This is a genomic window from Neptuniibacter sp. QD37_6, assembly GCF_047778085.1.
In the GTDB taxonomy this organism is placed as follows: domain Bacteria; phylum Pseudomonadota; class Gammaproteobacteria; order Pseudomonadales; family Balneatricaceae; genus Neptuniibacter.
This window is the reverse complement of the sequence record NZ_CP180550.1, coordinates 1,377,912-1,400,140: the sequence shown is the minus strand read 5'-3', so window position 1 is coordinate 1,400,140 and position 22,229 is coordinate 1,377,912. Positions and strand designations below refer to the sequence as shown.

General features: G+C 43.4%; 26 protein-coding genes and 9 tRNA genes. 6 read left to right on the top strand and 29 right to left on the bottom strand.

All coding sequences use genetic code 11. The features are described from left to right. The 9 genes from ACMXYO_RS06570 to ACMXYO_RS06530 form a co-directional block, all read right to left on the bottom strand. Positions 1-77, bottom strand: a tRNA-Asp gene (locus tag ACMXYO_RS06570). 16 nt (positions 78-93) lie between these two features. After that, a tRNA-Val gene (locus tag ACMXYO_RS06565) sits at positions 94-169 on the bottom strand. A gap of 49 nt (positions 170-218) precedes the next feature. Further along, positions 219-295, bottom strand: a tRNA-Asp gene (locus ACMXYO_RS06560). A gap of 16 nt (positions 296-311) precedes the next feature. After that, positions 312-387, bottom strand: a tRNA-Val gene (locus ACMXYO_RS06555). A gap of 49 nt (positions 388-436) precedes the next feature. Then, positions 437-513: transfer RNA gene (locus ACMXYO_RS06550), tRNA-Asp, on the bottom strand. Between the two features lie 15 nt (positions 514-528). Further along, positions 529-604: transfer RNA gene (locus tag ACMXYO_RS06545), tRNA-Val, on the bottom strand. A gap of 49 nt (positions 605-653) precedes the next feature. After that, a tRNA-Asp gene (locus ACMXYO_RS06540) sits at positions 654-730 on the bottom strand. A gap of 16 nt (positions 731-746) precedes the next feature. Next, a tRNA-Val gene (locus tag ACMXYO_RS06535) sits at positions 747-822 on the bottom strand. Positions 823-872: 50 nt separating this feature from the next. Then, a tRNA-Asp gene (locus ACMXYO_RS06530) sits at positions 873-949 on the bottom strand. Between the two features lie 321 nt (positions 950-1,270). Between ACMXYO_RS06530 and syd the strand changes: the two genes are divergently transcribed. Beyond that, positions 1,271-1,834, top strand: a complete 564-nt coding sequence (syd, locus tag ACMXYO_RS06525) for a SecY-interacting protein (RefSeq protein WP_415887723.1) — start codon at positions 1,271-1,273, stop codon at positions 1,832-1,834. 6 nt (positions 1,835-1,840) lie between these two features. Further along, positions 1,841-2,422, top strand: a complete 582-nt coding sequence (locus ACMXYO_RS06520; protein WP_415887722.1) for a YajG family lipoprotein — start codon at positions 1,841-1,843, stop codon at positions 2,420-2,422. Positions 2,423-2,480: 58 nt separating this feature from the next. On the opposite strand, the gene ACMXYO_RS06515 is transcribed toward ACMXYO_RS06520, so the two are convergent. Next, on the bottom strand, positions 2,481-3,149 hold the full coding sequence (locus ACMXYO_RS06515; protein WP_415887721.1) for a DNA-3-methyladenine glycosylase I: 669 nt from the start codon (positions 3,147-3,149) through the stop codon (positions 2,481-2,483). Between the two features lie 8 nt (positions 3,150-3,157). Then, the gene (gene msrB, locus ACMXYO_RS06510; RefSeq protein WP_415887720.1) at positions 3,158-3,562 is read right to left on the bottom strand and encodes a peptide-methionine (R)-S-oxide reductase MsrB; all 405 of its coding nucleotides are present in this window, start codon (positions 3,560-3,562) and stop codon (positions 3,158-3,160) included. 175 nt (positions 3,563-3,737) lie between these two features. Here msrB and ACMXYO_RS06505 point away from each other — a divergent pair, with 175 nt between their 5' ends. The 3 genes from ACMXYO_RS06505 (at position 3,738) to ACMXYO_RS06495 (ending at position 6,426) form a co-directional block, all read left to right on the top strand. Then, positions 3,738-4,952 (top strand): pyridoxal phosphate-dependent aminotransferase, encoded by a 1,215-nt coding sequence (locus tag ACMXYO_RS06505; protein ID WP_415884148.1) that lies wholly within the window; start codon positions 3,738-3,740, stop codon positions 4,950-4,952. 110 nt (positions 4,953-5,062) lie between these two features. Continuing rightward, complete coding sequence (locus ACMXYO_RS06500) at positions 5,063-5,434, top strand: hypothetical protein (protein ID WP_415887719.1); 372 nt, start codon at positions 5,063-5,065, stop codon at positions 5,432-5,434. A gap of 164 nt (positions 5,435-5,598) precedes the next feature. Then, a complete protein-coding gene (locus tag ACMXYO_RS06495) occupies positions 5,599-6,426 on the top strand; it encodes an HDOD domain-containing protein (protein WP_415887718.1) in 828 nt (275 codons plus the stop codon). A 56-nt stretch (positions 6,427-6,482) separates the two neighbouring features. Here the strand turns inward: ACMXYO_RS06495 and ACMXYO_RS06490 are convergent, their stop codons facing one another. Further along, positions 6,483-6,974 (bottom strand): exonuclease domain-containing protein, encoded by a 492-nt coding sequence (locus ACMXYO_RS06490; protein ID WP_415887717.1) that lies wholly within the window; start codon positions 6,972-6,974, stop codon positions 6,483-6,485. After that, positions 6,975-7,880 (bottom strand): class I SAM-dependent methyltransferase, encoded by a 906-nt coding sequence (locus ACMXYO_RS06485; RefSeq protein ID WP_415887716.1) that lies wholly within the window; start codon positions 7,878-7,880, stop codon positions 6,975-6,977. Positions 7,881-8,033: 153 nt separating this feature from the next. Here ACMXYO_RS06485 and htpX point away from each other — a divergent pair, with 153 nt between their 5' ends. Further along, positions 8,034-8,927 (top strand): protease HtpX, encoded by an 894-nt coding sequence (gene htpX, locus ACMXYO_RS06480; RefSeq protein ID WP_415887715.1) that lies wholly within the window; start codon positions 8,034-8,036, stop codon positions 8,925-8,927. Positions 8,928-8,964: 37 nt separating this feature from the next. On the opposite strand, the gene ACMXYO_RS06475 is transcribed toward htpX, so the two are convergent. The 16 genes from ACMXYO_RS06475 to ACMXYO_RS06400 all read right to left on the bottom strand — a co-directional run bounded on the left by ACMXYO_RS06475 (position 8,965) and on the right by ACMXYO_RS06400 (position 22,219). Next, positions 8,965-9,369, bottom strand: coding sequence for a hypothetical protein (locus tag ACMXYO_RS06475; RefSeq protein ID WP_415887714.1), 405 nt, complete (start codon positions 9,367-9,369; stop codon positions 8,965-8,967). 2 nt (positions 9,370-9,371) lie between these two features. Continuing rightward, entirely contained in the window at positions 9,372-10,184 is an 813-nt protein-coding gene (locus ACMXYO_RS06470; protein WP_415887713.1) for an alpha/beta fold hydrolase, read from the bottom strand. Beyond that, positions 10,171-11,808: an ABC transporter transmembrane domain-containing protein gene (locus ACMXYO_RS06465; RefSeq protein WP_415887712.1), complete on the bottom strand. Its 1,638-nt coding sequence runs from the start codon at positions 11,806-11,808 to the stop codon at positions 10,171-10,173. The genes ACMXYO_RS06470 and ACMXYO_RS06465 overlap by 14 nt, the downstream gene beginning before the upstream one ends. After that, positions 11,786-12,841, bottom strand: a complete 1,056-nt coding sequence (locus ACMXYO_RS06460) for a hypothetical protein (protein WP_415887711.1) — start codon at positions 12,839-12,841, stop codon at positions 11,786-11,788. The genes ACMXYO_RS06465 and ACMXYO_RS06460 overlap by 23 nt, the downstream gene beginning before the upstream one ends. 8 nt (positions 12,842-12,849) lie before the next feature. Next, positions 12,850-13,485, bottom strand: coding sequence for a hypothetical protein (locus ACMXYO_RS06455; protein WP_415887710.1), 636 nt, complete (start codon positions 13,483-13,485; stop codon positions 12,850-12,852). Between the two features lie 16 nt (positions 13,486-13,501). Next, complete coding sequence (locus ACMXYO_RS06450) at positions 13,502-14,827, bottom strand: sensor histidine kinase (protein ID WP_415887709.1); 1,326 nt, start codon at positions 14,825-14,827, stop codon at positions 13,502-13,504. 3 nt (positions 14,828-14,830) lie between these two features. Beyond that, a complete protein-coding gene (locus tag ACMXYO_RS06445) occupies positions 14,831-15,490 on the bottom strand; it encodes a response regulator transcription factor (protein ID WP_415887708.1) in 660 nt (219 codons plus the stop codon). 4 nt (positions 15,491-15,494) lie between these two features. Further along, entirely contained in the window at positions 15,495-15,794 is a 300-nt protein-coding gene (locus tag ACMXYO_RS06440; protein WP_415884135.1) for a PepSY domain-containing protein, read from the bottom strand. 240 nt (positions 15,795-16,034) lie between these two features. Continuing rightward, positions 16,035-16,751: an LrgB family protein gene (locus ACMXYO_RS06435; RefSeq protein ID WP_415887707.1), complete on the bottom strand. Its 717-nt coding sequence runs from the start codon at positions 16,749-16,751 to the stop codon at positions 16,035-16,037. Next, positions 16,744-17,094 carry a CidA/LrgA family protein gene (locus tag ACMXYO_RS06430; protein WP_415887706.1) on the bottom strand — a complete coding sequence of 117 codons (351 nt, stop codon included), beginning with the start codon at positions 17,092-17,094 and terminating at the stop codon, positions 16,744-16,746. Before ACMXYO_RS06430 ends, ACMXYO_RS06435 begins: the two co-directional genes overlap by 8 nt. 39 nt (positions 17,095-17,133) lie before the next feature. Next, a complete protein-coding gene (locus tag ACMXYO_RS06425; RefSeq protein ID WP_415888077.1) occupies positions 17,134-17,784 on the bottom strand; it encodes a YceH family protein in 651 nt (216 codons plus the stop codon). A 76-nt stretch (positions 17,785-17,860) separates the two neighbouring features. Further along, on the bottom strand, positions 17,861-18,577 hold the full coding sequence (locus ACMXYO_RS06420) for a hypothetical protein (RefSeq protein WP_415887705.1): 717 nt from the start codon (positions 18,575-18,577) through the stop codon (positions 17,861-17,863). 9 nt (positions 18,578-18,586) lie between these two features. Then, positions 18,587-19,102 carry a hypothetical protein gene (locus ACMXYO_RS06415; RefSeq protein ID WP_415887704.1) on the bottom strand — a complete coding sequence of 172 codons (516 nt, stop codon included), beginning with the start codon at positions 19,100-19,102 and terminating at the stop codon, positions 18,587-18,589. Next, positions 19,099-19,707 carry a hypothetical protein gene (locus tag ACMXYO_RS06410; protein ID WP_415887703.1) on the bottom strand — a complete coding sequence of 203 codons (609 nt, stop codon included), beginning with the start codon at positions 19,705-19,707 and terminating at the stop codon, positions 19,099-19,101. Before ACMXYO_RS06410 ends, ACMXYO_RS06415 begins: the two co-directional genes overlap by 4 nt. Next, positions 19,704-20,414, bottom strand: coding sequence for a MotA/TolQ/ExbB proton channel family protein (locus ACMXYO_RS06405; protein ID WP_415887702.1), 711 nt, complete (start codon positions 20,412-20,414; stop codon positions 19,704-19,706). Before ACMXYO_RS06405 ends, ACMXYO_RS06410 begins: the two co-directional genes overlap by 4 nt. 50 nt (positions 20,415-20,464) lie before the next feature. Next, positions 20,465-22,219 (bottom strand): pyrroloquinoline quinone-dependent dehydrogenase, encoded by a 1,755-nt coding sequence (locus ACMXYO_RS06400; RefSeq protein ID WP_415887701.1) that lies wholly within the window; start codon positions 22,217-22,219, stop codon positions 20,465-20,467. Positions 22,220-22,229: the final 10 nt, after the last annotated feature.

Sequence of the window (22,229 nt, the reverse complement as noted above, 5' to 3'; positions counted from 1 at the left end):
TGGCGGAACGGACGGGACTCGAACCCGCGACCCCCTGCGTGACAGGCAGGTATTCTAACCAACTGAACTACCGCTCCACATTGTAGTGCTTAGTGGTGGGCGTGGAGAGGCTCGAACTCCCGACATTCGCCTTGTAAGGGCGACGCTCTCCCAACTGAGCTACACGCCCACTAAGCAGATGGCTTATTACGACTCTCTCAGCACTTCGAGAAAGAAGTTGGCGGAACGGACGGGACTCGAACCCGCGACCCCCTGCGTGACAGGCAGGTATTCTAACCAACTGAACTACCGCTCCACATTGTAGTGCTTAGTGGTGGGCGTGGAGAGGCTCGAACTCCCGACATTCGCCTTGTAAGGGCGACGCTCTCCCAACTGAGCTACACGCCCACTAAGCAGATGGCTTATTACGACTCTCTCAGCACTTCGAGAAAGAAGTTGGCGGAACGGACGGGACTCGAACCCGCGACCCCCTGCGTGACAGGCAGGTATTCTAACCAACTGAACTACCGCTCCACATGTAGTGCTTAGTGGTGGGCGTGGAGAGGCTCGAACTCCCGACATTCGCCTTGTAAGGGCGACGCTCTCCCAACTGAGCTACACGCCCACTAAGCATATGGCTTATTACGACTCTCTCAGCACTTCGAGAAAGAAGTTGGCGGAACGGACGGGACTCGAACCCGCGACCCCCTGCGTGACAGGCAGGTATTCTAACCAACTGAACTACCGCTCCACTTTGTAGTGCTTAGTGGTGGGCGTGGAGAGGCTCGAACTCCCGACATTCGCCTTGTAAGGGCGACGCTCTCCCAACTGAGCTACACGCCCACTAAGCAGATGGCCTATTTACGACTCTTTCAGCACTTCGAAAGAGAAGCTGGCGGAACGGACGGGACTCGAACCCGCGACCCCCTGCGTGACAGGCAGGTATTCTAACCAACTGAACTACCGCTCCACATTGCTCGTCTAAGACTGTTACTTACCGCCCCAAACGGAGTGCGAATTTTACGGGTTTTGTCCTCCATGTCAAACGTTTAAACAAAAAAAAATTTATTCTTTTTAATTGCACATTCTTTGTACAAAATCAGTAAGTTAGAATAAATCAAAGTAAAACAGTATGTTCCATCAAACTGTTCAAAAATCATCCTGCTACCAACAACTTAACAACCAATCGCTTTCCCAACAAATACAATTCTATTACTGATATATATTTCCACGTCCTTAATTTAAGTTAGAATCAATCGCTGACCAAATTACTTAATATAGAGAAAGTTCTATGTCTGCCTCCCCTACCATCTCAGCTTTAGATCTTTTTATAGAGAAGCTCGACGCCCTGCAGGCGCAACACCCTCTGATTCGATATAATTCTGATTGGCCTTCAGAGTGCTACGCTACCCAAGCTAAAGATGGAGTTACTGTATCTTGGTGGCCAACACTACAGGCGACTCCAAGCGATATGTTTACTCGTTTAGAGGAGGCTCTAGAAGAATCCATTCATCCAGACATCATCGATTACTACTGTCGCTACTGGTCAGATCCACTACCAGCTAGCTGTAGTGATGGCGATCTCAGCCTGATACAAGTTTGGAATAATGAAGACATGGAACGTCTACGCAGTAATCTAATTGGTCACGCACTTTCTAAACGCCAGCAAAAAAGACCTCTAACCTTTTTTATTGCCTGCCCAGAACCAGATGAAGACTTTTTTATCAGTGTCGATAATTTTAGTGGAGAGATCTGGTTAGAGCGCCCAGGCAAACCACCAATCAGAAAACTGGCTGACAACTTAGCCGACTTTCTCAATTCATTAACCCCCCGTCTAATTCCTGATACGGAGTAAGTTAAGTTGAAACAGATACGTTTATTAGTAACCGGATTACTAACCATATTAGCCACTAGCACCTTAACCGGTTGCATTACATTTAATTCACAAACGCTAGATCTGCACCCGCAGATCCAAGTCTCTAGAGTACTAAGCAAAGAAAAACGTGTAGAAATTATCCCGAAAGACTTAAGAGCAGATTCCGTTATAGGCTATCGCTATACAGGTGAAGCAGATGCGCCATCAATTGTTTTAAAAGATAGCCTTCATCTTCTACAGCATACGACTGAACACGCATTGGAAGATATGGGAATCGTTCGCTTCTACGGTGGTGAATTTAATCTAACCATCAGCCTTATTGAACTTAATTACCGCGCGTCTGAATCAAAAATAAAACAGACAGTAAACTTAGATACCAAGTTAAAGGTAACGGTAAGCAAAGATAACAAGAGTTACACCGGTACTTATACAGCAGATAAACAGCAGACTTTTGTGGGCGTAGCTTCAGAAGAGGAAAACGAGAAGTTGGTAAATGATCTATTTTCCAGCGTGATGAACCTAGCGATGAATGATCAGCAACTAATAGACTTCATTCAGTTTAACTAATCGTGAGAAACAACACTATAAAAGCCTGCTATCTACCTAGACGCAGGCTTTTTATTTTCTACCAACCAACGGTATGAGAGATTAAACGGCTTATCTGACACATAGGCCTACCAGACTCTTCTCGCCATTGATTAAAACACCCTTGAACGAGCTTCAAATCCCTTTTCGCTGTTGGCTTTTTCTCAATAATGCCTTGAGCTTTCAGTCCAGCAACAACATCATCGGTCAAAATAAAGGTATCTTTGCCGATCATTCTCAAAAAATAGCTTCCTGAATTTCCACCCAATTGCTGACCTTGTTTTTTGAGCAAATCCCATAAACCAATAATATCTTCGACCGGCCAATGAGCGACCAACTGCGCAAAACTACCATGCTTACTAGCAAGGTCTGTAACCATCAACGCATTGACACGGGTGGCTTTTATCTTACCCCAATGTCTGATCAACAGATCATTCTGCATTAGGTTTTCTAGCTGTTCGTCGCTCAATAAACTGACTTTTTCTGGATCAAATCCAAAAAATGCTTGTTCAAACGCCGGCCATTTAGAATCAACTAAAGAGTGCCTCAAACCAGCGCGAAACACCCTACGCATCATGTCACTGAACAATCGATCATCAGGTACTTGTGCTAACGCAGATTCACTTTTAGCTAAAGGTAAGAGTGCTTCTATATCTTGATCAGGGTAATGAGCCTGAACATGCTCGTAAATCCACTGGAAGGATTTCATCTACTATTTCACTTTTTCACAAAATCTAAGGAAGCAGAATTCACGCAATATCTAAGACCGGTAGGTTGTGGCCCATCCGTAAATACGTGCCCCAAATGCGAATCACACGTTGCGCAAGTGATCTCTACACGCACCATCCCGTGAGTTGTATCACTGTGCTCTTCTAGCGCGCCATCTTCGACCGGCTGCCAAAAACTCGGCCAGCCACTACCAGAATCGTATTTTTGCTCTGATGCAAACAATGGGGTGCCACAACAGATACAACGATACTCCCCACTTTGTTGGTTATTATAATACTCACCAGTGAAAGCTCGCTCTGTACCTTTTTGACGACATATACGATATTGCTCTGGGCTCAAACGATCTTGCCACTCTTGCTCTGAATAAACGACCTTTTGGTTTTTTTCAGCCATACAATCTCCCTGATAATAAAAAAGCCTGCAGTACGCCATTTCCCTAGGTTTCAACAAATAAAAGGCGTATGATTAGTCTCTTTTTTTCTGAGGCTTATACCATACAACCTAGGTCTCTATGCATAGGACAACATCTAGCCGCAGAGATTCCCGGCTAGGTTTGCAGGACAATAAAATGCCAGTAATCCGTAAATCAAACAAGCTGATCAATGTGTGTTACGACATTCGCGGTCCAGTACTTCAAGAAGCTAAACGTCTTGAAGAGGAAGGACAACGAATCCTTAAATTAAACATTGGTAATCCCGCCCCATGGGGTTTCGACGCGCCTGAAGAGATCGTACAGGACGTTATTTTGAATCTACCCGCCTCCCAAGGCTACTGTGATTCAAAAGGCTTGTTTTCCGCCCGTAAAGCGGTGATGCAAGAGTGTCAGAAAAACGGAATTAAGAATGTAGGCATTGAAGATATCTACATTGGTAATGGTGTTTCAGAACTTATCGTTATGGCAATGCAAGGCTTGTTAAACGATACCGATGAGATGCTAATTCCTGCTCCTGACTACCCACTTTGGACAGCAGCTGTAAGTCTGAGCGGCGGCAACCCAATCCATTATCGTTGTGATGAAGAAAAAGATTGGGCACCTGACATTGAAGATATGCGCAGTAAAATTACTGATCGCACAAAAGGTATCGTGGTTATTAACCCAAATAACCCAACGGGCGCTGTATATCCAAAGGCCGTACTTGAGCAGATCATAGAACTTGCCCGCGAACATAATCTGATCATCTTCGCAGACGAGATTTATGACAAGATCTTATACGATGAAGCGGTACATACTCCACTAGCCTCACTTGCTGATGACGTTCTGTGTATCTCCTTCAACGGCCTATCTAAATCGTATAGAGCAGCGGGTTTCCGTTCTGGCTGGATGATTGTTAGCGGCCCTAAGCACAATGCCCGTGATTATATCGAAGGCTTGGAGATGCTTTCTAGCATGCGCCTTTGCTCAAACGTACCAACCCAACATGCCATTCAAACGGCTCTAGGTGGATACCAAAGCGTCAATGAATTAATTGTATCAGGCGGCCGACTTTACGAGCAGCGTAATCTAGCTTGGAAGATGCTTAACGAGATCCCGGGCGTAAGCTGCACAAAACCAGAAGGTGCTCTCTATCTGTTCGCGAAATTGGATCCAGAAGTCTATCCAATCAAAAATGACGAGAAGATGGCTTTGGATCTACTCTTGCAGCAGAAAGTTCTTATTGTGCAAGGCAGCGGCTTTAACATGCCGGATACTCAACATTTCCGTTTGGTATTCTTACCTCGTAAGGATGAGCTTCAGGACGCTATCGAAAGGATAGGCACCTTCCTCAAAACCTACGAGCAATAAGCAGAACGGCCATCTTCGATGGCCGTTTTTTTTGTAACCCCATTGTAATAAGACCATCCTAGACTAAGCTCTATATTGTGTATTCGCCTTTAGAGTAAATAGGATAATCAATGTTTATAAAGGTAAGAAAAAACTGCGGTATCTATATGGAACACAATGGCTTAGAACAGCGCCACCTTGTTCCTGTTACATCAAACTTTCTGATCAACCTAAATCACGTCGCAGAAGTCTCTTTCTATACGATTAAAGAGTCTAAGATCCGTTACGACCTCGAACATCATGAGGTAACCATACCTCCTCATACCCGTGTTATTCACGTACAAATGAACTACCTATATGGCTCCTACAAAGAAACGGTTAACGACAAAAAAGGCCGTTTAGTGGACCGTTGTTACTACAAACTTTACTTTATGCCAGAAGAAATGGGACAGTACGAAGGCATTCGATCTCAGATAGAAGACTTGGTCCTAAATGAGGACTAATTGATTAAAAAGCGGCCACCAGCCGCTTTATTTTTGCCTAAAAATCAAAAACTTCTTGCAAAAAATCACATAGATCTCTAATTATCTAATTAGAGCTTTATGTTGATACAGGTATGGGTGTTAAATAAGCTCAATCATATGAATCTTATCTCTAAGGAGTATACATGGAGATTCGCGAACTACTTGAGCAAACAGACAAACTGCCCAACGTTCCTGAAGTCGTAAGACAGTTAATTCAGCAATTAAACAACCCTGCTGCAGATTATGGCGAAATTGCTGAAAAAGTTGCACAAGATCAGACACTGTCTTTAAAAATTCTGCGCCTCGTAAACTCTGCCCATTTCGGTCTAAGACGCAAAGTTTCATCTATTGATGAAGCAGTCGTAATGCTTGGCATGGTGCGACTTAAAACGCTTGTTATCGCTTCGGGTATTGCTGGCTCTGTTAAGGAAGTGGAAGGGTTAGACCTGAAGAAATTCTGGAGCGAATCATTCCGCGTGGCAGCTCTATCAAAATGGTTTGCTGAACGAGATACAGAAGTTGATCCTGACATTGCCTTTACCGCTGGCTTAATTCATAACATTGGTCGTCTTCTATTACACCTATCTCAACCAACGCGAGCACAGGAAATTCAAGCAACAATAGATAATTCAAGTTGCAGCCGCTGTGACGCAGAAATCGAGCACTTAGGCTTCACAGCGCCTGAAGCAGGACAAGCTTTATTAGATATGTGGAGCTTTCCGAAAGAGCTAGGCATTGCTGTTCGCCAACACAAACAAGCAACCTCTTTCGAAGAGCCATCAGCACTGGCTGCAGTGGTCAATCTAGCTTGCGTTGTGAATTCAGCTATCCGCAACCAAGACAACTTAGAAACTCTACAGGGTAGTTTCCCTCAAGATGTAGCTACGCTAGCGGGTATTTCAGCAGATACAGCAGATAACCTAGATGAAGCGCTGAATCTTGAATCAGGCTTGGACGGTTTAGCAGACTAACGTTTACTTCATAATTAAAAAAGGCAGACTAGGCTGCCTTTTTGTTTATTTAGCAATTAAACCGGTTCAGTACCCGTTGCTGTAACAGCTTTAATGCAAGAGATAATATCTCTTACGTCTTGCAACGCACGATGACGACGAAATTGAGCTTTGGCCAAAAAGCCAAACTGAATAAGCTGTTCTTTACTCAATATTCGATCTAACCCCGCCATCCGGAAACTCGGCTGAATGCCCGTCGCTTCAAATAAACGAGTTAACCAAAATAGATCAAATTCAAATGCATCGCTAATCAGCGTTTTACCTTTAAGCTTTTGATTTAAACGTGAACAAGCCTGCTTAATATCAAGACCTTTGCTTACCGCTTCTTCTCGCTCTATGCCGTGCATCTCTTCAGCATATTCATCCCAATATTGCCATCCGGCTGCAGAATCTGGATTAATCAGAAAGTTATCTTGTTCGCCTGTCTCATCATTAATCCAAGCGATTTCGATAGGATAAGACTCAGCGCCTAACCCACTTGCTTCCAAATCAATACAAATTAACTCCACTCAGTTCTCCCTTACATATAACAACACTTTAAGGCTTTTTTCGGGTTCAGCTTCTGGAAAATCTTCCGGATTTTTTAAACGTTCTACAAACTTAAAATCTGGGCACTCTTCTAACATCAAGTTCTTTAAAAACTCAGTGCCATTTTTCGGGTCGTTATGACAAGCCAAAACCTGCCCACCCTCTTTAGTTAATTCATTCAAACGACGAATAACTTTACGATAATCTTTTTCAGCAACAAAACTTCCCGGCTGGAAACTTGGCGGGTCTATTACAATCAAATCGTAAGGACCGTACTGCCGTACTCGCTTCCAAGACCTAAAGAGATCGTACGCCAAAAATTTAACTCGGTCTCCTTCTATACCATTTAAAAGGTGGTTTTCCCGACCGGTATTGATAGCGCCCCTGGACATATCTACATTCACTACCTGATCAGCACCACCAGCAAGGGCTGCAACCGAGAAAGCGCAAGTATATGAGAATAAGTTTAGCACGCGTTTACCGCCCGCATTGTGCATCACCCATTTACGCCCCTCACGCATATCCAAAAACAAACCACTATTTTGATTGCGTTGAGGTTTGACCTGATAAAACAGGCCAAGTTCCATCGTATTCATCTGCTCAGGCACTGAGCCCCAAGCAACATTTTGCTGCGCTTCTTTACCTCGAGAGCGCTGCTGAATCACCAAGCCTTCGATTTCATCTACACTCTTTAAAGTGTCGCTTAATTCAGTAACCCACTCAGGTTCAACTTCTTTATACAACCTAGCTACGGCATAAGGAGGAAACCAGTCAATTACCAGATGTTCAAACCCCGGAAAACAGTGCCCACGACCATGAAAAATCCGGCGCGATTCACCCATTGCTAATGGTATTTGCTGCTTTACGACTGTTAAGATTTGCTGCATCTGAGATCCTGTATCCAAAGGGTCATAAAAAGGGGCTAAATTATAGGCTCGGGCGTAAATGGACACCAGCAATAACAGGACAAATAGACTTGAAACTTTTATCATTCACCCCTATCTAAGCAATGAGCTTAAACAATAGGAAATCTTTCACTTATGATGCGTATCGGCTTATTTCTATTAACTAACATCGCTGTGCTAATCGTTGCCAGCATTACCCTTAATCTACTGGGTGTTGACCACTATGTTTCCGGTGCTGGCCTTAATATGACCAGTTTGCTGATCTTCTGTGCAGTCTTCGGTTTTGCAGGTTCATTTATCTCGCTATTCCTATCTAAGAAAATGGCGAAAATGACAACAGGTACAGAGATCATTACCCAAGCACGTAACTCTGATGAACAATGGCTTTTAGATACTGTTGCTGAGCTTTCAGAAAAAGCGGGTATTAAAATGCCGGAAGTCGGTATTTTCCCTGCTCAACAAGCAAACGCATTTGCAACGGGCTGGAACAAGAATGACGCATTAGTTGCTGTGAGCTTAGGTCTGTTGCAGCGCTTCCAGAAAGAGGAAGTAAAAGCAGTAATGGCGCATGAAATTGGCCACGTAGCTAACGGTGATATGGTTACAATGAGCTTAGTTCAAGGCGTTATAAATACTTTTGTAATGTTCTTTGCGCGAATTGCTGGTTATGCAGTAGATAGCTTCCTAAAAAGTAACGATGAAGAAAGCCAGCCAGGTACTGGTATTGGTTACTTCATTACAGTAATTGTCTTCGAAATCATTTTTGGAATTTTGGCTTCGTTTATTGTTTCTTGGTTCTCTCGTTACCGCGAGTTCAGAGCAGATGAAGCAGGCGCTGATCTATCTAGTAACCATGCGATGATCGGTGCACTGCAACGTTTGAAAGCTGAATATGAAATGCCAGATCAGATGCCTGGCCAGCTAACTGCCTTTGGTATTAGCAGCCATATGAAGTCTGGCCTGATGGAATTGATGTCTAGCCACCCTCCGCTTGATAAGCGAATTGAAGCGCTTCAGAAGCGCGGCTAAGCACAAAAAAATCCCCGGCAAGCCGGGTTTTTTTTTATTACAGCGTATTTCCATCGATAAACTGTCTATACCGAATAACCTTCTCTAACTGCCCTGTATCGCTCAATCTATATTTATAGATCTTATCCCCTTCTCGATAGATGCCTCGGCAACGAAACTCTTTTCCTTCCATGCTTAAACAGATTTCATCTTTGTTATTTACTTTCCAGATGCCCTTTCTTTCTTCCCAGTATCGCTCTTGCTGAATCTGCCCATTTGCAGCGTAGTACGTGAAACTGCTACTACCAGATATAACATTGAAGGATTCAACAGTCTTTCCTACAAACAATGCCTTTATTTCTGATCCACTCAAGCGAGTTAAAGGACCATCGCTAGGCTTAACCTGACAACCCACCAGCATAACTATTGCACTCATCCCAAGTATTGTTTTCAAAGTTGTCATCTTTATCTCCGATTACATTCTGACCAAAACTGGTCAATACAAGTCTTTAATCCACTAGCAAAAAAACTACCCGCAAAGTCATGCCCCTGCTCGGGTAAGACACAAAGACGTGAGTTAGTTACATCTAATAATTGGCCTTTCAATTCAGTCAATTCTTTAAACCAAGTATGGGCACGTTCAAGCCGATTCATTCCTTGTGCTTTATCTACGCGTGCCCCAGTCCTTAAACTTTTATCACGCACCGTATCCTGCTCCCCTACGGCCACCATTAAAGGTAGTGTTAGCATTCGGTCTAATTGCGCTTTCCCCATCCATTTAGGTATGTCTCTTAACCCATAAGGGTAGGTATCTTCATGATTAGGAATGGTGTACCAACCTGCACTACATATCACCAGCGAGGCTATTTTGTTTGGGTGGAAAAGGGCATATCGGTGCGCAAACTGTGCGCCACCCGAATATCCACACAATTTAATTTTAAATTCCGGCAACCCCACATGTTTTCTAAATGCGATCAGAAGCGTATTCAACGCAATATCAGCACGTGGCATAAAAGGGCCTTTAGATAACTTCTGATATTGTGGAAAGATTGCTTTTTCAAACTCGGGCACGACCAACCAACAGCCAAATTTATCAGCAAGGATTCTAAAAGCTTCCAACTGATCATCGTACTGCCGGGAAATTCCATGCACCGCAACAATGACCTGAGTATCATCCTTCAGCTGTTTTGGACGGTATAGCCGCGCAGGTAATGATTTAACCGACGGGTAAATACAACGAACAGCAGAGCCTGGAGCAGGTATTTCAAGCAAGCTCATGATTCATCCCTCTTGGAAATTCAACAACATTGCTAGGTTTAGCATCGTCACTTGCTGAAACTTTAATCTCACCATTAGTCAGAGCTATTAACTCCTCCAGCTCCTCGGCAATAACAATAGCTCCATCAAAGCGATTGAACACATCTACCAACATGTTTCTAATATCAGGGCTTTTTAACGCAACATCAGAATCGATAAGCAATAGTTTTGGGCGCCTTAGCAAAGCTCTTGCGAGCTGAACCCTAAACCTCAAATTGCTGGGCAGATTTGCCCCCCTCTCACCGATTTTTAATTCGTTTCCTTCATCAGAGCAATATGCCTGTAAACCGGTTGTTGCAAGAACCTGCTGTGTAAACTCTTCTGACCTTTTCCTTGCACCATAGAAAAGATTACTACTTAGCGTTCCTTTCAGTAGAGGAAGCTCTGGACTTACAAGTGAGACCGTTTGAGCCCAGATCGATGGATGAATCGCTGAACTTCTTCGGCCACAAAATCTGAGTTTCCCATTCGTAATAGGAACTAATCCTGCTAAAGCCTCCATGCATGAGCTCTTGCCTACTCCTTGATCACCTCGTAACAACAAGCGGTCTTGTTCACTAATTACAAAAGAGATTGGGCTGAAACGCTGCTTAACGGCCATGCCTTTTGACTCAACTTTAAAAGCCTTTTTTGGCAATCGACGTTTACTCTGCTGACCTACGATATCGCGCTGCAAAAACGCACCTAACTTATCTTCGGACACCTTTTTTAAGGTCCACAGCTCATACAAGCGGCTAAGCCTTCTAAGCTGATTAACTAAATACAAAGACGCTACTAGCAACACAGGAATATAAGTTTCTGCAATAAGCCCTGCCTGACTAAGATTTAACCCCTGCATTACGATAACAAGCACAGATATAAGTAGAATTGCTTCGTTAAAGCCTCTGATAAGAGAAGACGCATGTGCTTTACGCATCTGACGTGTTTTTAATCGATCAGCACTACGAGAAAACTTACGCTGTTCTTTTCCTGATTGGTTAAATAACCTGATTAATTTAAAGAGGGCTAATCGCTCATTAGTCGCATTTATTAAACGCCCTCTTTCACGCCTTACACTCACCGTCGAATAATATAAGCCCTTACCTAAATAAAAATTCCCTAAGACAGCAAAAGCCAACGGTATAAAAGCTGTTACTAACAAAGTCCAATGAATCTGACTGAGCGCGATAAATGCAGCTAATAACCAAATTCCCAATACAAGCAATGGAGCAATACCTTGCACCATCCAATTGCGAATAGGCGTCATATCCCCAGTCAACCGCAATAAAGTACCACCCCTGTTAAGAGCTTCATCACTCACGGGTAGTGCCAAAGTGTGTTTATAAACTGTATTTCGTAACTCACAGATATAAGCTTGAGCCATACGTTCAGCGAAATAACGTTCACAATATCTGGCCGCTGCTAATCCGAAAATTGCAGCTAACACAATTGATGTAATACCCAGATCTAAAGAAAACTGCTCGTGTCCCAACTGATCCTTAGCTAAGGTCATTAAGCCTAGGAAACAGGCAGTCTGTATCAATCCAATTAGGATCAAGCCACCTATTCCCTTCCAACGTTGTTTAGATAGCATAGGAGGTAACATAACTATGATCCCTCTCCAAACTAGCCATCAATGCCTTCGCTGTGCTCACTTTACGCAAAGTATCCAAGCTATAAATAGGTAAACCAAGGCTATCTTGTACTTCATCCACACATAATTCTGCACGTGTGAATAAACCACCTAAGCCATAAATAGGAAATCCAGCTTCAATCATCTTTTCAGCACAAAATGCGGCGGCGGTTGAGCTATCTGCAGCGATCATCGATGCGCTTACTTCCTTAAGCAAACGGCCGTTCGCTATGAGAGCTTTGTTTTGTGGCTGTAAAACCCCATCTGCTAATTCAACAACCAATAGATCCGCATCAGCTTGAACCGCATCCATTTTTAATCTTTGAAGCAACTGAACTAACTTTATTTCACTTAGATTAACTGTGGTTGGGTAACCCGCATCAAGGAAATCTTTCACTTGAAAAGCCCCAGCATCAACCATCTTCCAATAGTCAGGCCCTGACCCTGTACCTGTTAATTTTGCAGCTGCAGCCTTAAAACCGGCTTTGCTAAAGCCATTAATTAACGAAGACACCATCGAGGTTTTACCACTGTTCATATCACTGCCGACCACCAACAAAACAGGCATTTCATTAGCCGATGGATGCAGATAAGCATCTTTAAGCGTACTGTAGTTCTCTAAGTTAATTTTCTGCCCTTGGCTATTAACTAACACCCCTAAAACGGTAATTTCAGTCGCGGCTTTCACCTGAGTGCTTTTACTAATTACATCTCCGGCAATACCACCGGCAGCAACGAGTTGAGTTTTACCTAGCTGTTCCGGGGACTTGGCATAAAACTGATCCGTGGCATAACGATCACCCGCAGCGACAATAATAAGATCATCCACAAAAAGGTGCTCACGGCGTCCATAAGGGTTCTCAATCCGGGTGTGCTGACGAATACGATCCACTCTCGCTAATAAGAGATCTCCTGTCTCAGGCAACAATTCCGCAACGTCAGTAACATCATCAAAGTTAACGTTACGCGTGATATAGCTTCTTTTGACACGATTCAGATCAATCATTTTTCACCTCACTTTTGTTTACGTAATTTGTAAACAATTCGGGATATTCTCTTTGCTGTCGCTCTTTCTGGTGTTAACAGGGCTTCCAATTCCACTCGCTTCGGTTTTCCAGAACGGCCTCTCACTTTACGCTCTACAACCAGACCTAATTCAGGAGCGTATTCAATATCATGAGTTTCCCTGACCTTGGCGATCACCTCTTTCCAAAAAACCGAGCGAGCACAGTTATACTTGTTGGTTTTGTACTTTTTCTTTTTCAGCTTGAAGAGACCTTCACCTTGATAAGTACAATGCCAATGACGAATGGAGTTGCCTGATTTAGAGCTTTGACGATTCATTTCAAACTGAGCTGCATCATCCTTTCCAAACGGGATCAAAGTTTCAGGCGATCCGAACTTCAATGTGTGCGAATAGCCTTGAGTGCGATCCGGATACTTTTGATAACTCAAAACAGGTACAACAGGGTGAATTGATCGTTTATATAATCGCTTTCTCTGGTCTTCCCAAACCTCCCAACCAGTGCCTTTTTCTATAAGCTTCTCTACTTTGCCATCACTGTAGATAGCCACAGTGCCAATATCATTACTGGCAGCGATGGTTCCGGCATACCCTACAAAAAACATTGCCATCAATGCTCGTTTCATCACCCTTAACCCCTTATCAAAGCTTCTTAACTAGCTCAACTTTTACTCGTAAACCACCTAACTCACTGGCTGATAGAGTTAGACTTCCTTCATAAACTCGTGCGATTGACTCACAGATAGACAACCCTAGGCCGTGACCAGGCAAATGTTCATTTTCATCAACCCTGATACCTCGCTTATTCGCCTGTTCGATCTTACTTTCACAGATCCCTGTACCATCATCGTCTATATAAATGAACCAATGACTACCAACCGCTTCTACCGTAATTCGTACTTCTGACTGCGCATACTTCCATGCGTTATCCAGCAGATTTCCTAACAGCTCCAACATGTCGTCTCTGTCAAAAGGCAGTTTGTCATACTCAGTATCTACGTCTAGCGACAGAGCCCTGTCATGAATCTGGTTCAATAGGATCTCTAAGTGAGGCAACTCTTCAGCGAACGAAAACAAGTAACCCGGCATCGGTGCACCGGAGATCCTTGCGCGCCTCAATTCGGAATCAATTCGGCGATGTAATTGTTCAATGCTCTTATCTATGGCTTGTCGCTGCGCAGTATCAGTCAACATTGATGCATGTATCTTTAATTCTTGTAGAGGCTTCTTAAGTTCGTGCGCTAAATTACCCAACGCCATTCGTGAACGAGACAACTGTTCTTCTGAACCTGACACCAATTTTCGAATAGACTCAACCAACCCTGATATCTCTTGCGGGACATCTTCAGGGAAGCTCAATTCACCGGTATTTTTATTGTTTTCAATCGCCTCCTGAACGGGAACTAGGCGATTAAAACCCGTCCGAATGACATAGCGTTGCCATAGAATAAAGCCAAAGATAGATATTCCGGCGACCGCAACTAAAATCCACTCATAGAATCGCTGCTTCTGTTCAATCAAGGTGATATCTTCAGCCACCCACAAACTAAATTTTTGGCCTTTTTTGGTGAACGCTTCTTGATAGACCAACCACCTTTCACCCGCATTCTCGAAATATTGATATTCTTCTGTGTCACCGGAAGAAAAAACCGAAACATCAATTACGGTATCCCACAAAGATCGAGAGCGGATTTGCTCTTTGTTCCAGCTTAAAATGAAGTAATGGCCTGAGCGGACACGCTGGTAAACAGTCGGTAAATATTTCTCATCGACCTGCCAAGCAGAGTCTTTTTTATCAATAGATGTAATCAAGCTTTCAGCATCCTGCTTAAGACGACTGACCACCAAATCATCTACAAGAATGTGAACACTGCGATCAATAATAAAAACCAAGACCATTAATAGTGGCAAGACCACCAGTAATAATCGGTTTCGGATGCGCTGCTCTAATGAGGTCACTCGAGTCATGGCTTAGCCCTTTAACCTGTACCCCTGACCACGAAGGGTCTCGATAATCCCTTTGCCAAAACGCTGTCTGAGTCTATTAACATAAACCTCGATAACGTTACTGTCTCGCATTTGCTCTTCTTCGTAGACATGCTCGCTAAGGTGAGCTTTTGAAAATACCTTTCCAGGATTCAACATGAGATATCTAAGTAGCCGAAACTCTATACCCGTAAGCTGAATGGAATTTCCATCCTTATCCTGCACTTGCTGTGTATCTGGATCCAAGGACAAACCGCACACCGAAATAACTTGAGATGCTCTGCCGAAATAGCGTCGAATCAACGCCTCTAAACGCGCTAACAATTCTTCAGCGTGATACGGCTTACCTAAATAATCATCTGCGCCTGCTTTAAGACCATCAACACGCTCCTGCCAGCTATCACGAGCGGTTAATACTAAAACCGGTGTCATATCACCTAGAGCACGCATCTGTTGAAGTACCTCTAAGCCCGAACACTTGGGCAAACCAAGATCCAAAACAATCGCATCGAATGATTCCTCTTTAATTCGAAACAACGCATCTTCACCGTCATAAGATTCTTCAACCGCATAACCACTTCGTTTTAAAACCGGCTTTAAGGCTTCAACTTGTGCGATTTCATCTTCAACTAATAAAATCTTCATAGCCCTACTCTTCAAACTGCTCTTGGAGGAACAAACCGGTTACTGCATCAATCTCAAACTCCACTACAGAGTTACTTTTATTGATAACTTCCACCGAATACACATAACTGTCCTCACCTTCGCGGCTGAGGGATAGATCCAATAATCTTGCGTCACTAATCTCTGGATGGAGCGATAAGATCTCTTCAAGAGGCATTACTTTGCCATCTTTGACTAGCTTTAATACTTCATCCGCACTTAGCTCTTGAGCTTGTGCTAAAGGTGCTAACAGCACGGACAGTAATAAAATAATTCGTATCAACATTAAGTCGGTCCGATCAAAATCTACGCTAGTTTTATTGGAAGTATAAACAAGCTTTCTTAAATCAAACTTAAAAAACCGGCAGATTTGTTAAGGAAATAGAACCTTTTGATTATAGTCACAATTTTTACAATAAAATCATAAAGTTATACCTTTAAAAATCTTTATAAAATCGTCTAAAACTGCCTACAACATAAAAAAAACCGGCAAGTGCCGGTTTAAGAAAGATTCGTTATTTTAAAATTAGTAGGGCCAGACAAAAGGCAAAAATATTGCGGTAAAAATACCGGTTAATCCCATACCCAGAGATGAGAATGCTCCGGCAACAGGGCTGATTTCAAAAGCCCTGATAGTGCCAACGGCATGACCGTTAATGCCTAACACTAAGCCAACTAAACGCTCATCGGTGACGTTTAATCTTGAAGCTAATAGATCAACGAAAAACACAGCAAACACGCCTGTCGCTAATAACCCCCCCATCATTAATGCTACAGAACCACCCAGCTGTTCCGTTAAACCTATAGCTATTGGCGCCGTAACTGATTTTGGTGCAATTGAAGCCAGCACCTGATCACTAGAACCTAAGCTGAAAGCGATCAAGACGGCATAAACAACAGCTAAGCTTGCGGATATAGGTACCGTTAACAAAATTTGTCGCCATGCAGCTCGGATATGATGGCTCTGTTGATACAGGGGCACGCCTAAAGCGACCGTAGTTGGTGCAATAAGTACAGATAACCATTTTGCCCCTGAGTAGTACTCTTCGTAACTAATCGATAATCCAAATAGAAACAGTGCCAAGAATGAAGCCGCTAATAACATTGCCGGACACCAAACGGGCTTTCCCACTTTATTGAAGAAATATCCGCCTAAAACAAAGGAAAACAACGTAAGTCCGATTACAAATAAAGGCGTTTCAAGGAAGTGCGGTATCAGGCTTGATAGTGAATTTTCAGTCATCTTGGCTTTGCTCCAATCGACCAAATTTCACTAATAGTAAAGATGTCAAAACACTCAGTAAGGTCCCCACACCTAACGCCAAACCAAGATTTAACCATTCACCTTTAAATTGCTCTCCTAAAAAGAACACACCAACAACACCAGGAACGACAAAAAGAACCAGAGAGGAAATCAATTGCTGACTTGCTTTTGCAAGTTCGTCACTTACGGAGCCTCTGATCATTAACCATAGCGTGATGAGTAACATACCGATTGCAGCACCATGAACAGGCAACTGCAGCAGATAGCTGATTGCTTCCCCCAAGATGAGGAAAGCAAACAAAATGAACATACCTAAAATCATAAAGGTAGCCTGAAGGGAGTTAGCGGTGGTCGCTTAGACTTAATCAATATCTGATGAATTTTTTAACGTGATAATCTCTTGTTTGAGATCAGCGACCTCTTGCTCTAGCCTTGCAATTCTTTGCTGCAAAGTAAGATTGTGATCGTCAGTATCCGTTGCGGCCATATCAACATCAGCATTTTCAACTGCACCACTGAAAAGATGGGCATAACGTGATTCCCGCTTGCCCGGTTCACGTGCTAAACGCTGAACCAAAGAACCCATAGGGTGATCCGCTAAACTAGTCAACGTATCTTCCACTTCAGATACGTCTTTAAATTCGCATAAGCGACTTGTTCTAGTTCTTAATTCACCTGGTGTTTGCGGGCCACGAAGGAAAAGCACACAAATAACTGCAAGTTGTTGTGAAGTAAATTGAAGGTCGCTGAACTCGGTGTTGCAGAAACGATGCTTAAACTTAGATACTCGGCTGCCAAAACCGCTCTCATCACGCACGAAGCGTTTCTCTTTAAGCTCATCAAGTAGGTTTTGAACCTCGCTCTCATCAAGTGATAGAACAGGCTCTCGATTACTTTTCTGATTACAAGCGGTTGTTAGGCCATTAAGTGACAGAGGATATTGATCGGGTGTCGTTATCTCTTTTTCCAACAAACAACCAATAACTCGAGTCTGTAGTGAAGTTAGATCCATATCCACGGTTTACTTCCTTCTGTTTCAATATGTTATCCACCATAACATATTAGCCAGGTTTCGGAAGAAAACTGTTTTATGGATCAAAACGAGATAATTCGTAACTGATCACTCCACCCTTAAATAACTCCATACTTAAGGGTTCTTCTCGTACAAGTTTCACCAAACCAACGCCCGGGGCATACCATTCAGTCTGGGTAATCAGGATATCCTGATACCCTAGTTTAGGGTCAACATAGAGTGTTAACACTGTCGTACCTTCAACCCTGATGCAACGCTCAAAAGTTCCTGCAGGAACTTCAACGGTATCTGTAACTGACTTAATTTCAAACTGTAAATTAATATCACGTTTACGTGGATCAGGTACTGCGAAGGAAGCAGTCGCATGTAAAGCATAAGGCTTGGTAGGTACCGTCCAACTACGACCTACTTCAAGATCTTTATTATTGGGTAAGATTCTAACGAGAGACTTTTCAAACCTTGGTTGGTATTCAATCAATGTACGACGTCCAGCTCGATAAACCCCTGTATCATCTTTGAGAATATAGTAATCGGTGCCGTCACTGGTATGACGCACACTTATCGTATCTTCAGCAAAAACCTCTCCATCTTTAAATTGGGTTTCTCCGAGATTCTCGATTGTAAACTCACGCTGGCTCTGTCGAGAGCCAAATAACTCGTTAACCTGATATTCCCAAACAACACCTTTCTGCAAAGGGAAATAATCTGTGTCAGGAATATCAGCGCTACAACCCGCTAATATCAAGCTCGCCAGAAAAAAAGTAATTCGCATAATCACAGTTTATTTCTCCGGTAGAGCGGGATCAGGGACTTGAGTAAAATTAAGCAGCGGAGACTTTTGCCCCAAAGCATCCTTACGTTTTGCATCTGAAGGTTTAGTAAAACGTTTTGAAGGCTGCCCTAGCTGAGGCTGTCCACTTTTAGTTTTCTTTAACGCTTCTTCAACAGCACCATGGGTCGCTTGATCATAATCGATTCGGAAGGCTCTAGGCTTTTCGTCCAGCTCATCATTTTTCAGATCGGTAAGCCAAATGTAAATATCACCGTCGCGATTGGCTTGCTTATCTGGCTCTTCAATCACCGCATAGTGAAATAGGAACTTATCAGGTAAAGCTGTTGGGCTAGGCCAGCCCTGACTTTGTTTCCAACCCACATAGCTACAACCATAGAAAAACAATGCAATGACAACGAGACCCGCTTTAACCGGCCACTTTAATCGCCCACTGATCACCGCCAACAATAACAGTGCCGTTAAAAACACATAAGCCAATGTCAGCACTAGGAGTTCTTCATTCATTTCTGATTCGCCTTAATAATGCTTTTTTGCAGTTTGTTAATATTGGTTACTTTACCTTGCGTATTCAGGGTAAAACGCAAGGCTGTCAGCTCATCATTTTCAGCTGCCAAGGTTTCAGTGGTGTAACTTATAACCTTAAGTACTGGATTCACCTCTGCCAGATAGACGGTCACCGGCACAGGCTCGTCATTTTCACTTTTGAAGTAATGTAAGTTGATCACATACTCACCTGGAGGCCGACCTCGTATCGTCAGTACCTCCTGATTGATTGGATTCGTAATCGTTTTTCCATCAATCACCTGAGTATCATTGGCGTTGCCGCGATCATCTCGATCCAAATGCATCAGACCTTGTTGTGTCCGCTTGTAGTAAACCTTTTCACCTTTGGGACCTAAAGCCCAAACGTCAATATCGTTAGGGCTTCCATCCGGCCAGCTCACCGTAATAATAAACTCAGCTTTGGGATCAATAATCCCCGACTTGGCCGGCGGATTGAGCAGTAACAGTGCAACCAAAAACAAAAAGGTAAAAGTCAGCAATGCGTTGAAAAGCAGATCGGTAAACGGATCTATTTCGAAGTTAGATCGCTGACCAAAAAGTTTCATGACGCAGGCTCGCTTTCTGCAGCACTATTTTTTTGCTGACCTAAGGTGATGCTTAAAGCCACAAAACGATCAGCCATACGATCAAGCAAAAGATATTGAACACTTAATAACATGCTGCAGGTTAAACCAATCAAGGTGGTGCTCATGGCGATGCCCATACCATCGGTCATCTGCTGCATTAAGGTTTTAACATCATCAATCGTTAGATTCTCCAAGCCAGAAACAGAGCTCAGCATGATGATAAAACCAATCACCGTACCTAAGAGCCCCAACTTGACCATGACACCTACGACAAACCAGCCAACCTGATGAGAGCCTCGAGCCCCTTCAACAAGTAACTCCGCTAATAGCCCTTTATCAGCGTTTTGGTCATGTAACTCTTCATCAGACACATTGAACAGGTAATCCTGTGAAAGAGAGAGACCGTCTGGAAAAGCTTTTTCCTCGGGGGTTAACCCCGTATCTTGGCGGCGGATATAGTAATGATCCAACATCGAGAACTGTTTGGAGAGATAAAAGCTGCGATAAGCACAATGGCAGCTCATACCTACAAGCAATACTAAGATAAATATGCAGACGCGGGTTTGATCTTGCTGAATGATCTCCAACAGCACTCCTTGATCCCAACCGACATAGAAGCCAAAAAGAATCACACCAAATAATAAAGCCCAGTAGAGCAGAACTTTATATTGCACAGGATTGTACATACCAAGCATCCTTACACATTCAATTATGAGCGATATCTAATACTACTAATTTATTTAGCTGATCGAGGCAAACTAAATACCAACAAACTATCCCCTGTGGGGTAGCCAGCAATCTTATTTCCACCAGCGGCAACGGCAATGTATTGACGACCATTGTGGCTATAACTGACCGCTGGCGCATTAACACCATAGGACTGTTTATAGGACCATAACTTTTCGCCATTGGTCTCATCTACGGCAAAAAATTCACCATCACCCTCGCCACTGAAAACCAAACCGCCTGCGGTTGCTAAGGTTCCGCCTAGCATGGGTAAGCGCGTTTTTTTCTGCCAATTCACTTGACCTGTATTTAAGTTAATCGCTGTTAGGGTTCCATAACGCTGAGTTTCATCGAATTCAAAATAGCTATAAGTTTGCCAAGGTAATTCAGCATTAAGTTTTAAAGGCTTGCGGTAATAGGTTGCTGGCATATGAATACCTGCAATATAGACTTGCTGCTTATCTGGATTGAGTGATACTGGAGACCAATTGCTACCACCTGCGATACCCGGAGCAATAGTTACCCCCTCCTCAGTTGGATCAGCAAATAAATTATTTTGAGGCACAAAAGGATCGGATTTAAACAGCAACTCTCCGGTTTCTCTGTTAAGTACATAGAACCACCCGGTTTTTCCCGCTTGTCCTACTGCTTTTACAGTTTTGTCAGCCACAACAGTTTCAAATAACACTGGAGGACTTGAAACATCGTATCCCCAACGGTCATGTGGCACTTGCTGGAAGGACCATTTCAGCTCTCCATTTTTGCTATCAATCGCCACAATACTCGAGGTATGCAAGTTATCACCCGGTCGAGTGGAACTGTCCATATTAGGCGCGGGGTTTCCTGTGCCGGCGAACAACCAACCGGTTTCTTCATCTATGGCTGGCGTGGTCCATATAGACCCACCGCCGAGTTTCCAACTATGTTTAAACCTTTGAGCAGCCGTTTTTTCCGCTGGAATATCACGATTAAGCGTTAAGCCACTTGTTGTGGTTTCTTGCCAATCGCCCACCCAGTGCTCACCATCAACACTGTACCAACGCCACAACTCCTTACCGGTCTCCATATCAAAGGCAGATAGAAAACCACGCAATCCCGTCCGGCCATCGCCAATACCAACAACCCTTAGCCCTTTTTCAGTATCAAGATGTAAACCATACCCAGCCCCAGTACTACCGACGATTACCATATCCTTGTAAACCTGAGGGGCCATATTGAAACTATGGCTTGTGCCACCGGTAATCTTTGCATCTTCACCAAGATCCATTCCCTGTAACAATCCATCGATGCTTTCCTGAACTGAAAGTTCTAAATCTTCGACTTTGTTCTGCCAAACCAGTTCGCCCGTGGTTTGATCTAATGCGATCAGCTGTCCATCTATAGTTGCCTGAAAAACCTTGCCTTTCGCTACAGCTACACCTCTATTTGCTGGACCGCAACAACTTTTCTTTTTCGGTTTTGGATGCTCATAACGCCACACTTGTTCGCCAGTTCCTGCATCCAGCGCGACGACATGATTGAAAGGAGTCGATATATAAAGATAATCACCGACTTTTATAGGGCTCGTTTGAAAACTCGCTTTCATACCGCTATCGAACTTCCATGCCAACTGAAGTTTTTCTACATTGGTTCGGTTTACTTCTTTAAGAGAACTAAAGCGCTGATTGTCCAAACCATTACCATAGGTCGCCCAATCATCGGCAAACACAACTTGGGATAAGATACTCCCAAGCATTAATCCTAAAAGCTGGTTTGACACTCGCATAAGTGATTCC

Coding starts and splice junctions, on each gene's coding strand:
- syd (WP_415887723.1), top strand. CDS start 1,271: ATGTCTGCCTCCCCTACCATCTCAGCTTTAGATCTTTTTATAGAGAAG.
- ACMXYO_RS06515 (WP_415887721.1), bottom strand. CDS start 3,149: ATGAAATCCTTCCAGTGGATTTACGAGCATGTTCAGGCTCATTACCCT.
- msrB (WP_415887720.1), bottom strand. CDS start 3,562: ATGGCTGAAAAAAACCAAAAGGTCGTTTATTCAGAGCAAGAGTGGCAA.
- ACMXYO_RS06505 (WP_415884148.1), top strand. CDS start 3,738: ATGCCAGTAATCCGTAAATCAAACAAGCTGATCAATGTGTGTTACGAC.
- ACMXYO_RS06500 (WP_415887719.1), top strand. CDS start 5,063: ATGTTTATAAAGGTAAGAAAAAACTGCGGTATCTATATGGAACACAAT.
- ACMXYO_RS06495 (WP_415887718.1), top strand. CDS start 5,599: ATGGAGATTCGCGAACTACTTGAGCAAACAGACAAACTGCCCAACGTT.
- ACMXYO_RS06485 (WP_415887716.1), bottom strand. CDS start 7,880: ATGCAGCAAATCTTAACAGTCGTAAAGCAGCAAATACCATTAGCAATG.
- htpX (WP_415887715.1), top strand. CDS start 8,034: ATGATGCGTATCGGCTTATTTCTATTAACTAACATCGCTGTGCTAATC.
- ACMXYO_RS06475 (WP_415887714.1), bottom strand. CDS start 9,369: ATGACAACTTTGAAAACAATACTTGGGATGAGTGCAATAGTTATGCTG.
- ACMXYO_RS06470 (WP_415887713.1), bottom strand. CDS start 10,184: ATGAGCTTGCTTGAAATACCTGCTCCAGGCTCTGCTGTTCGTTGTATT.
- ACMXYO_RS06465 (WP_415887712.1), bottom strand. CDS start 11,808: ATGTTACCTCCTATGCTATCTAAACAACGTTGGAAGGGAATAGGTGGC.
- ACMXYO_RS06460 (WP_415887711.1), bottom strand. CDS start 12,841: ATGATTGATCTGAATCGTGTCAAAAGAAGCTATATCACGCGTAACGTT.
- ACMXYO_RS06455 (WP_415887710.1), bottom strand. CDS start 13,485: ATGAAACGAGCATTGATGGCAATGTTTTTTGTAGGGTATGCCGGAACC.
- ACMXYO_RS06450 (WP_415887709.1), bottom strand. CDS start 14,827: ATGACTCGAGTGACCTCATTAGAGCAGCGCATCCGAAACCGATTATTA.
- ACMXYO_RS06445 (WP_415887708.1), bottom strand. CDS start 15,490: ATGAAGATTTTATTAGTTGAAGATGAAATCGCACAAGTTGAAGCCTTA.
- ACMXYO_RS06440 (WP_415884135.1), bottom strand. CDS start 15,794: ATGTTGATACGAATTATTTTATTACTGTCCGTGCTGTTAGCACCTTTA.
- ACMXYO_RS06435 (WP_415887707.1), bottom strand. CDS start 16,751: ATGACTGAAAATTCACTATCAAGCCTGATACCGCACTTCCTTGAAACG.
- ACMXYO_RS06430 (WP_415887706.1), bottom strand. CDS start 17,094: ATGATTTTAGGTATGTTCATTTTGTTTGCTTTCCTCATCTTGGGGGAA.
- ACMXYO_RS06425 (WP_415888077.1), bottom strand. CDS start 17,784: ATGGATCTAACTTCACTACAGACTCGAGTTATTGGTTGTTTGTTGGAA.
- ACMXYO_RS06420 (WP_415887705.1), bottom strand. CDS start 18,577: ATGCGAATTACTTTTTTTCTGGCGAGCTTGATATTAGCGGGTTGTAGC.
- ACMXYO_RS06415 (WP_415887704.1), bottom strand. CDS start 19,102: ATGAATGAAGAACTCCTAGTGCTGACATTGGCTTATGTGTTTTTAACG.
- ACMXYO_RS06410 (WP_415887703.1), bottom strand. CDS start 19,707: ATGAAACTTTTTGGTCAGCGATCTAACTTCGAAATAGATCCGTTTACC.
- ACMXYO_RS06405 (WP_415887702.1), bottom strand. CDS start 20,414: ATGTACAATCCTGTGCAATATAAAGTTCTGCTCTACTGGGCTTTATTA.
- ACMXYO_RS06400 (WP_415887701.1), bottom strand. CDS start 22,219: ATGCGAGTGTCAAACCAGCTTTTAGGATTAATGCTTGGGAGTATCTTA.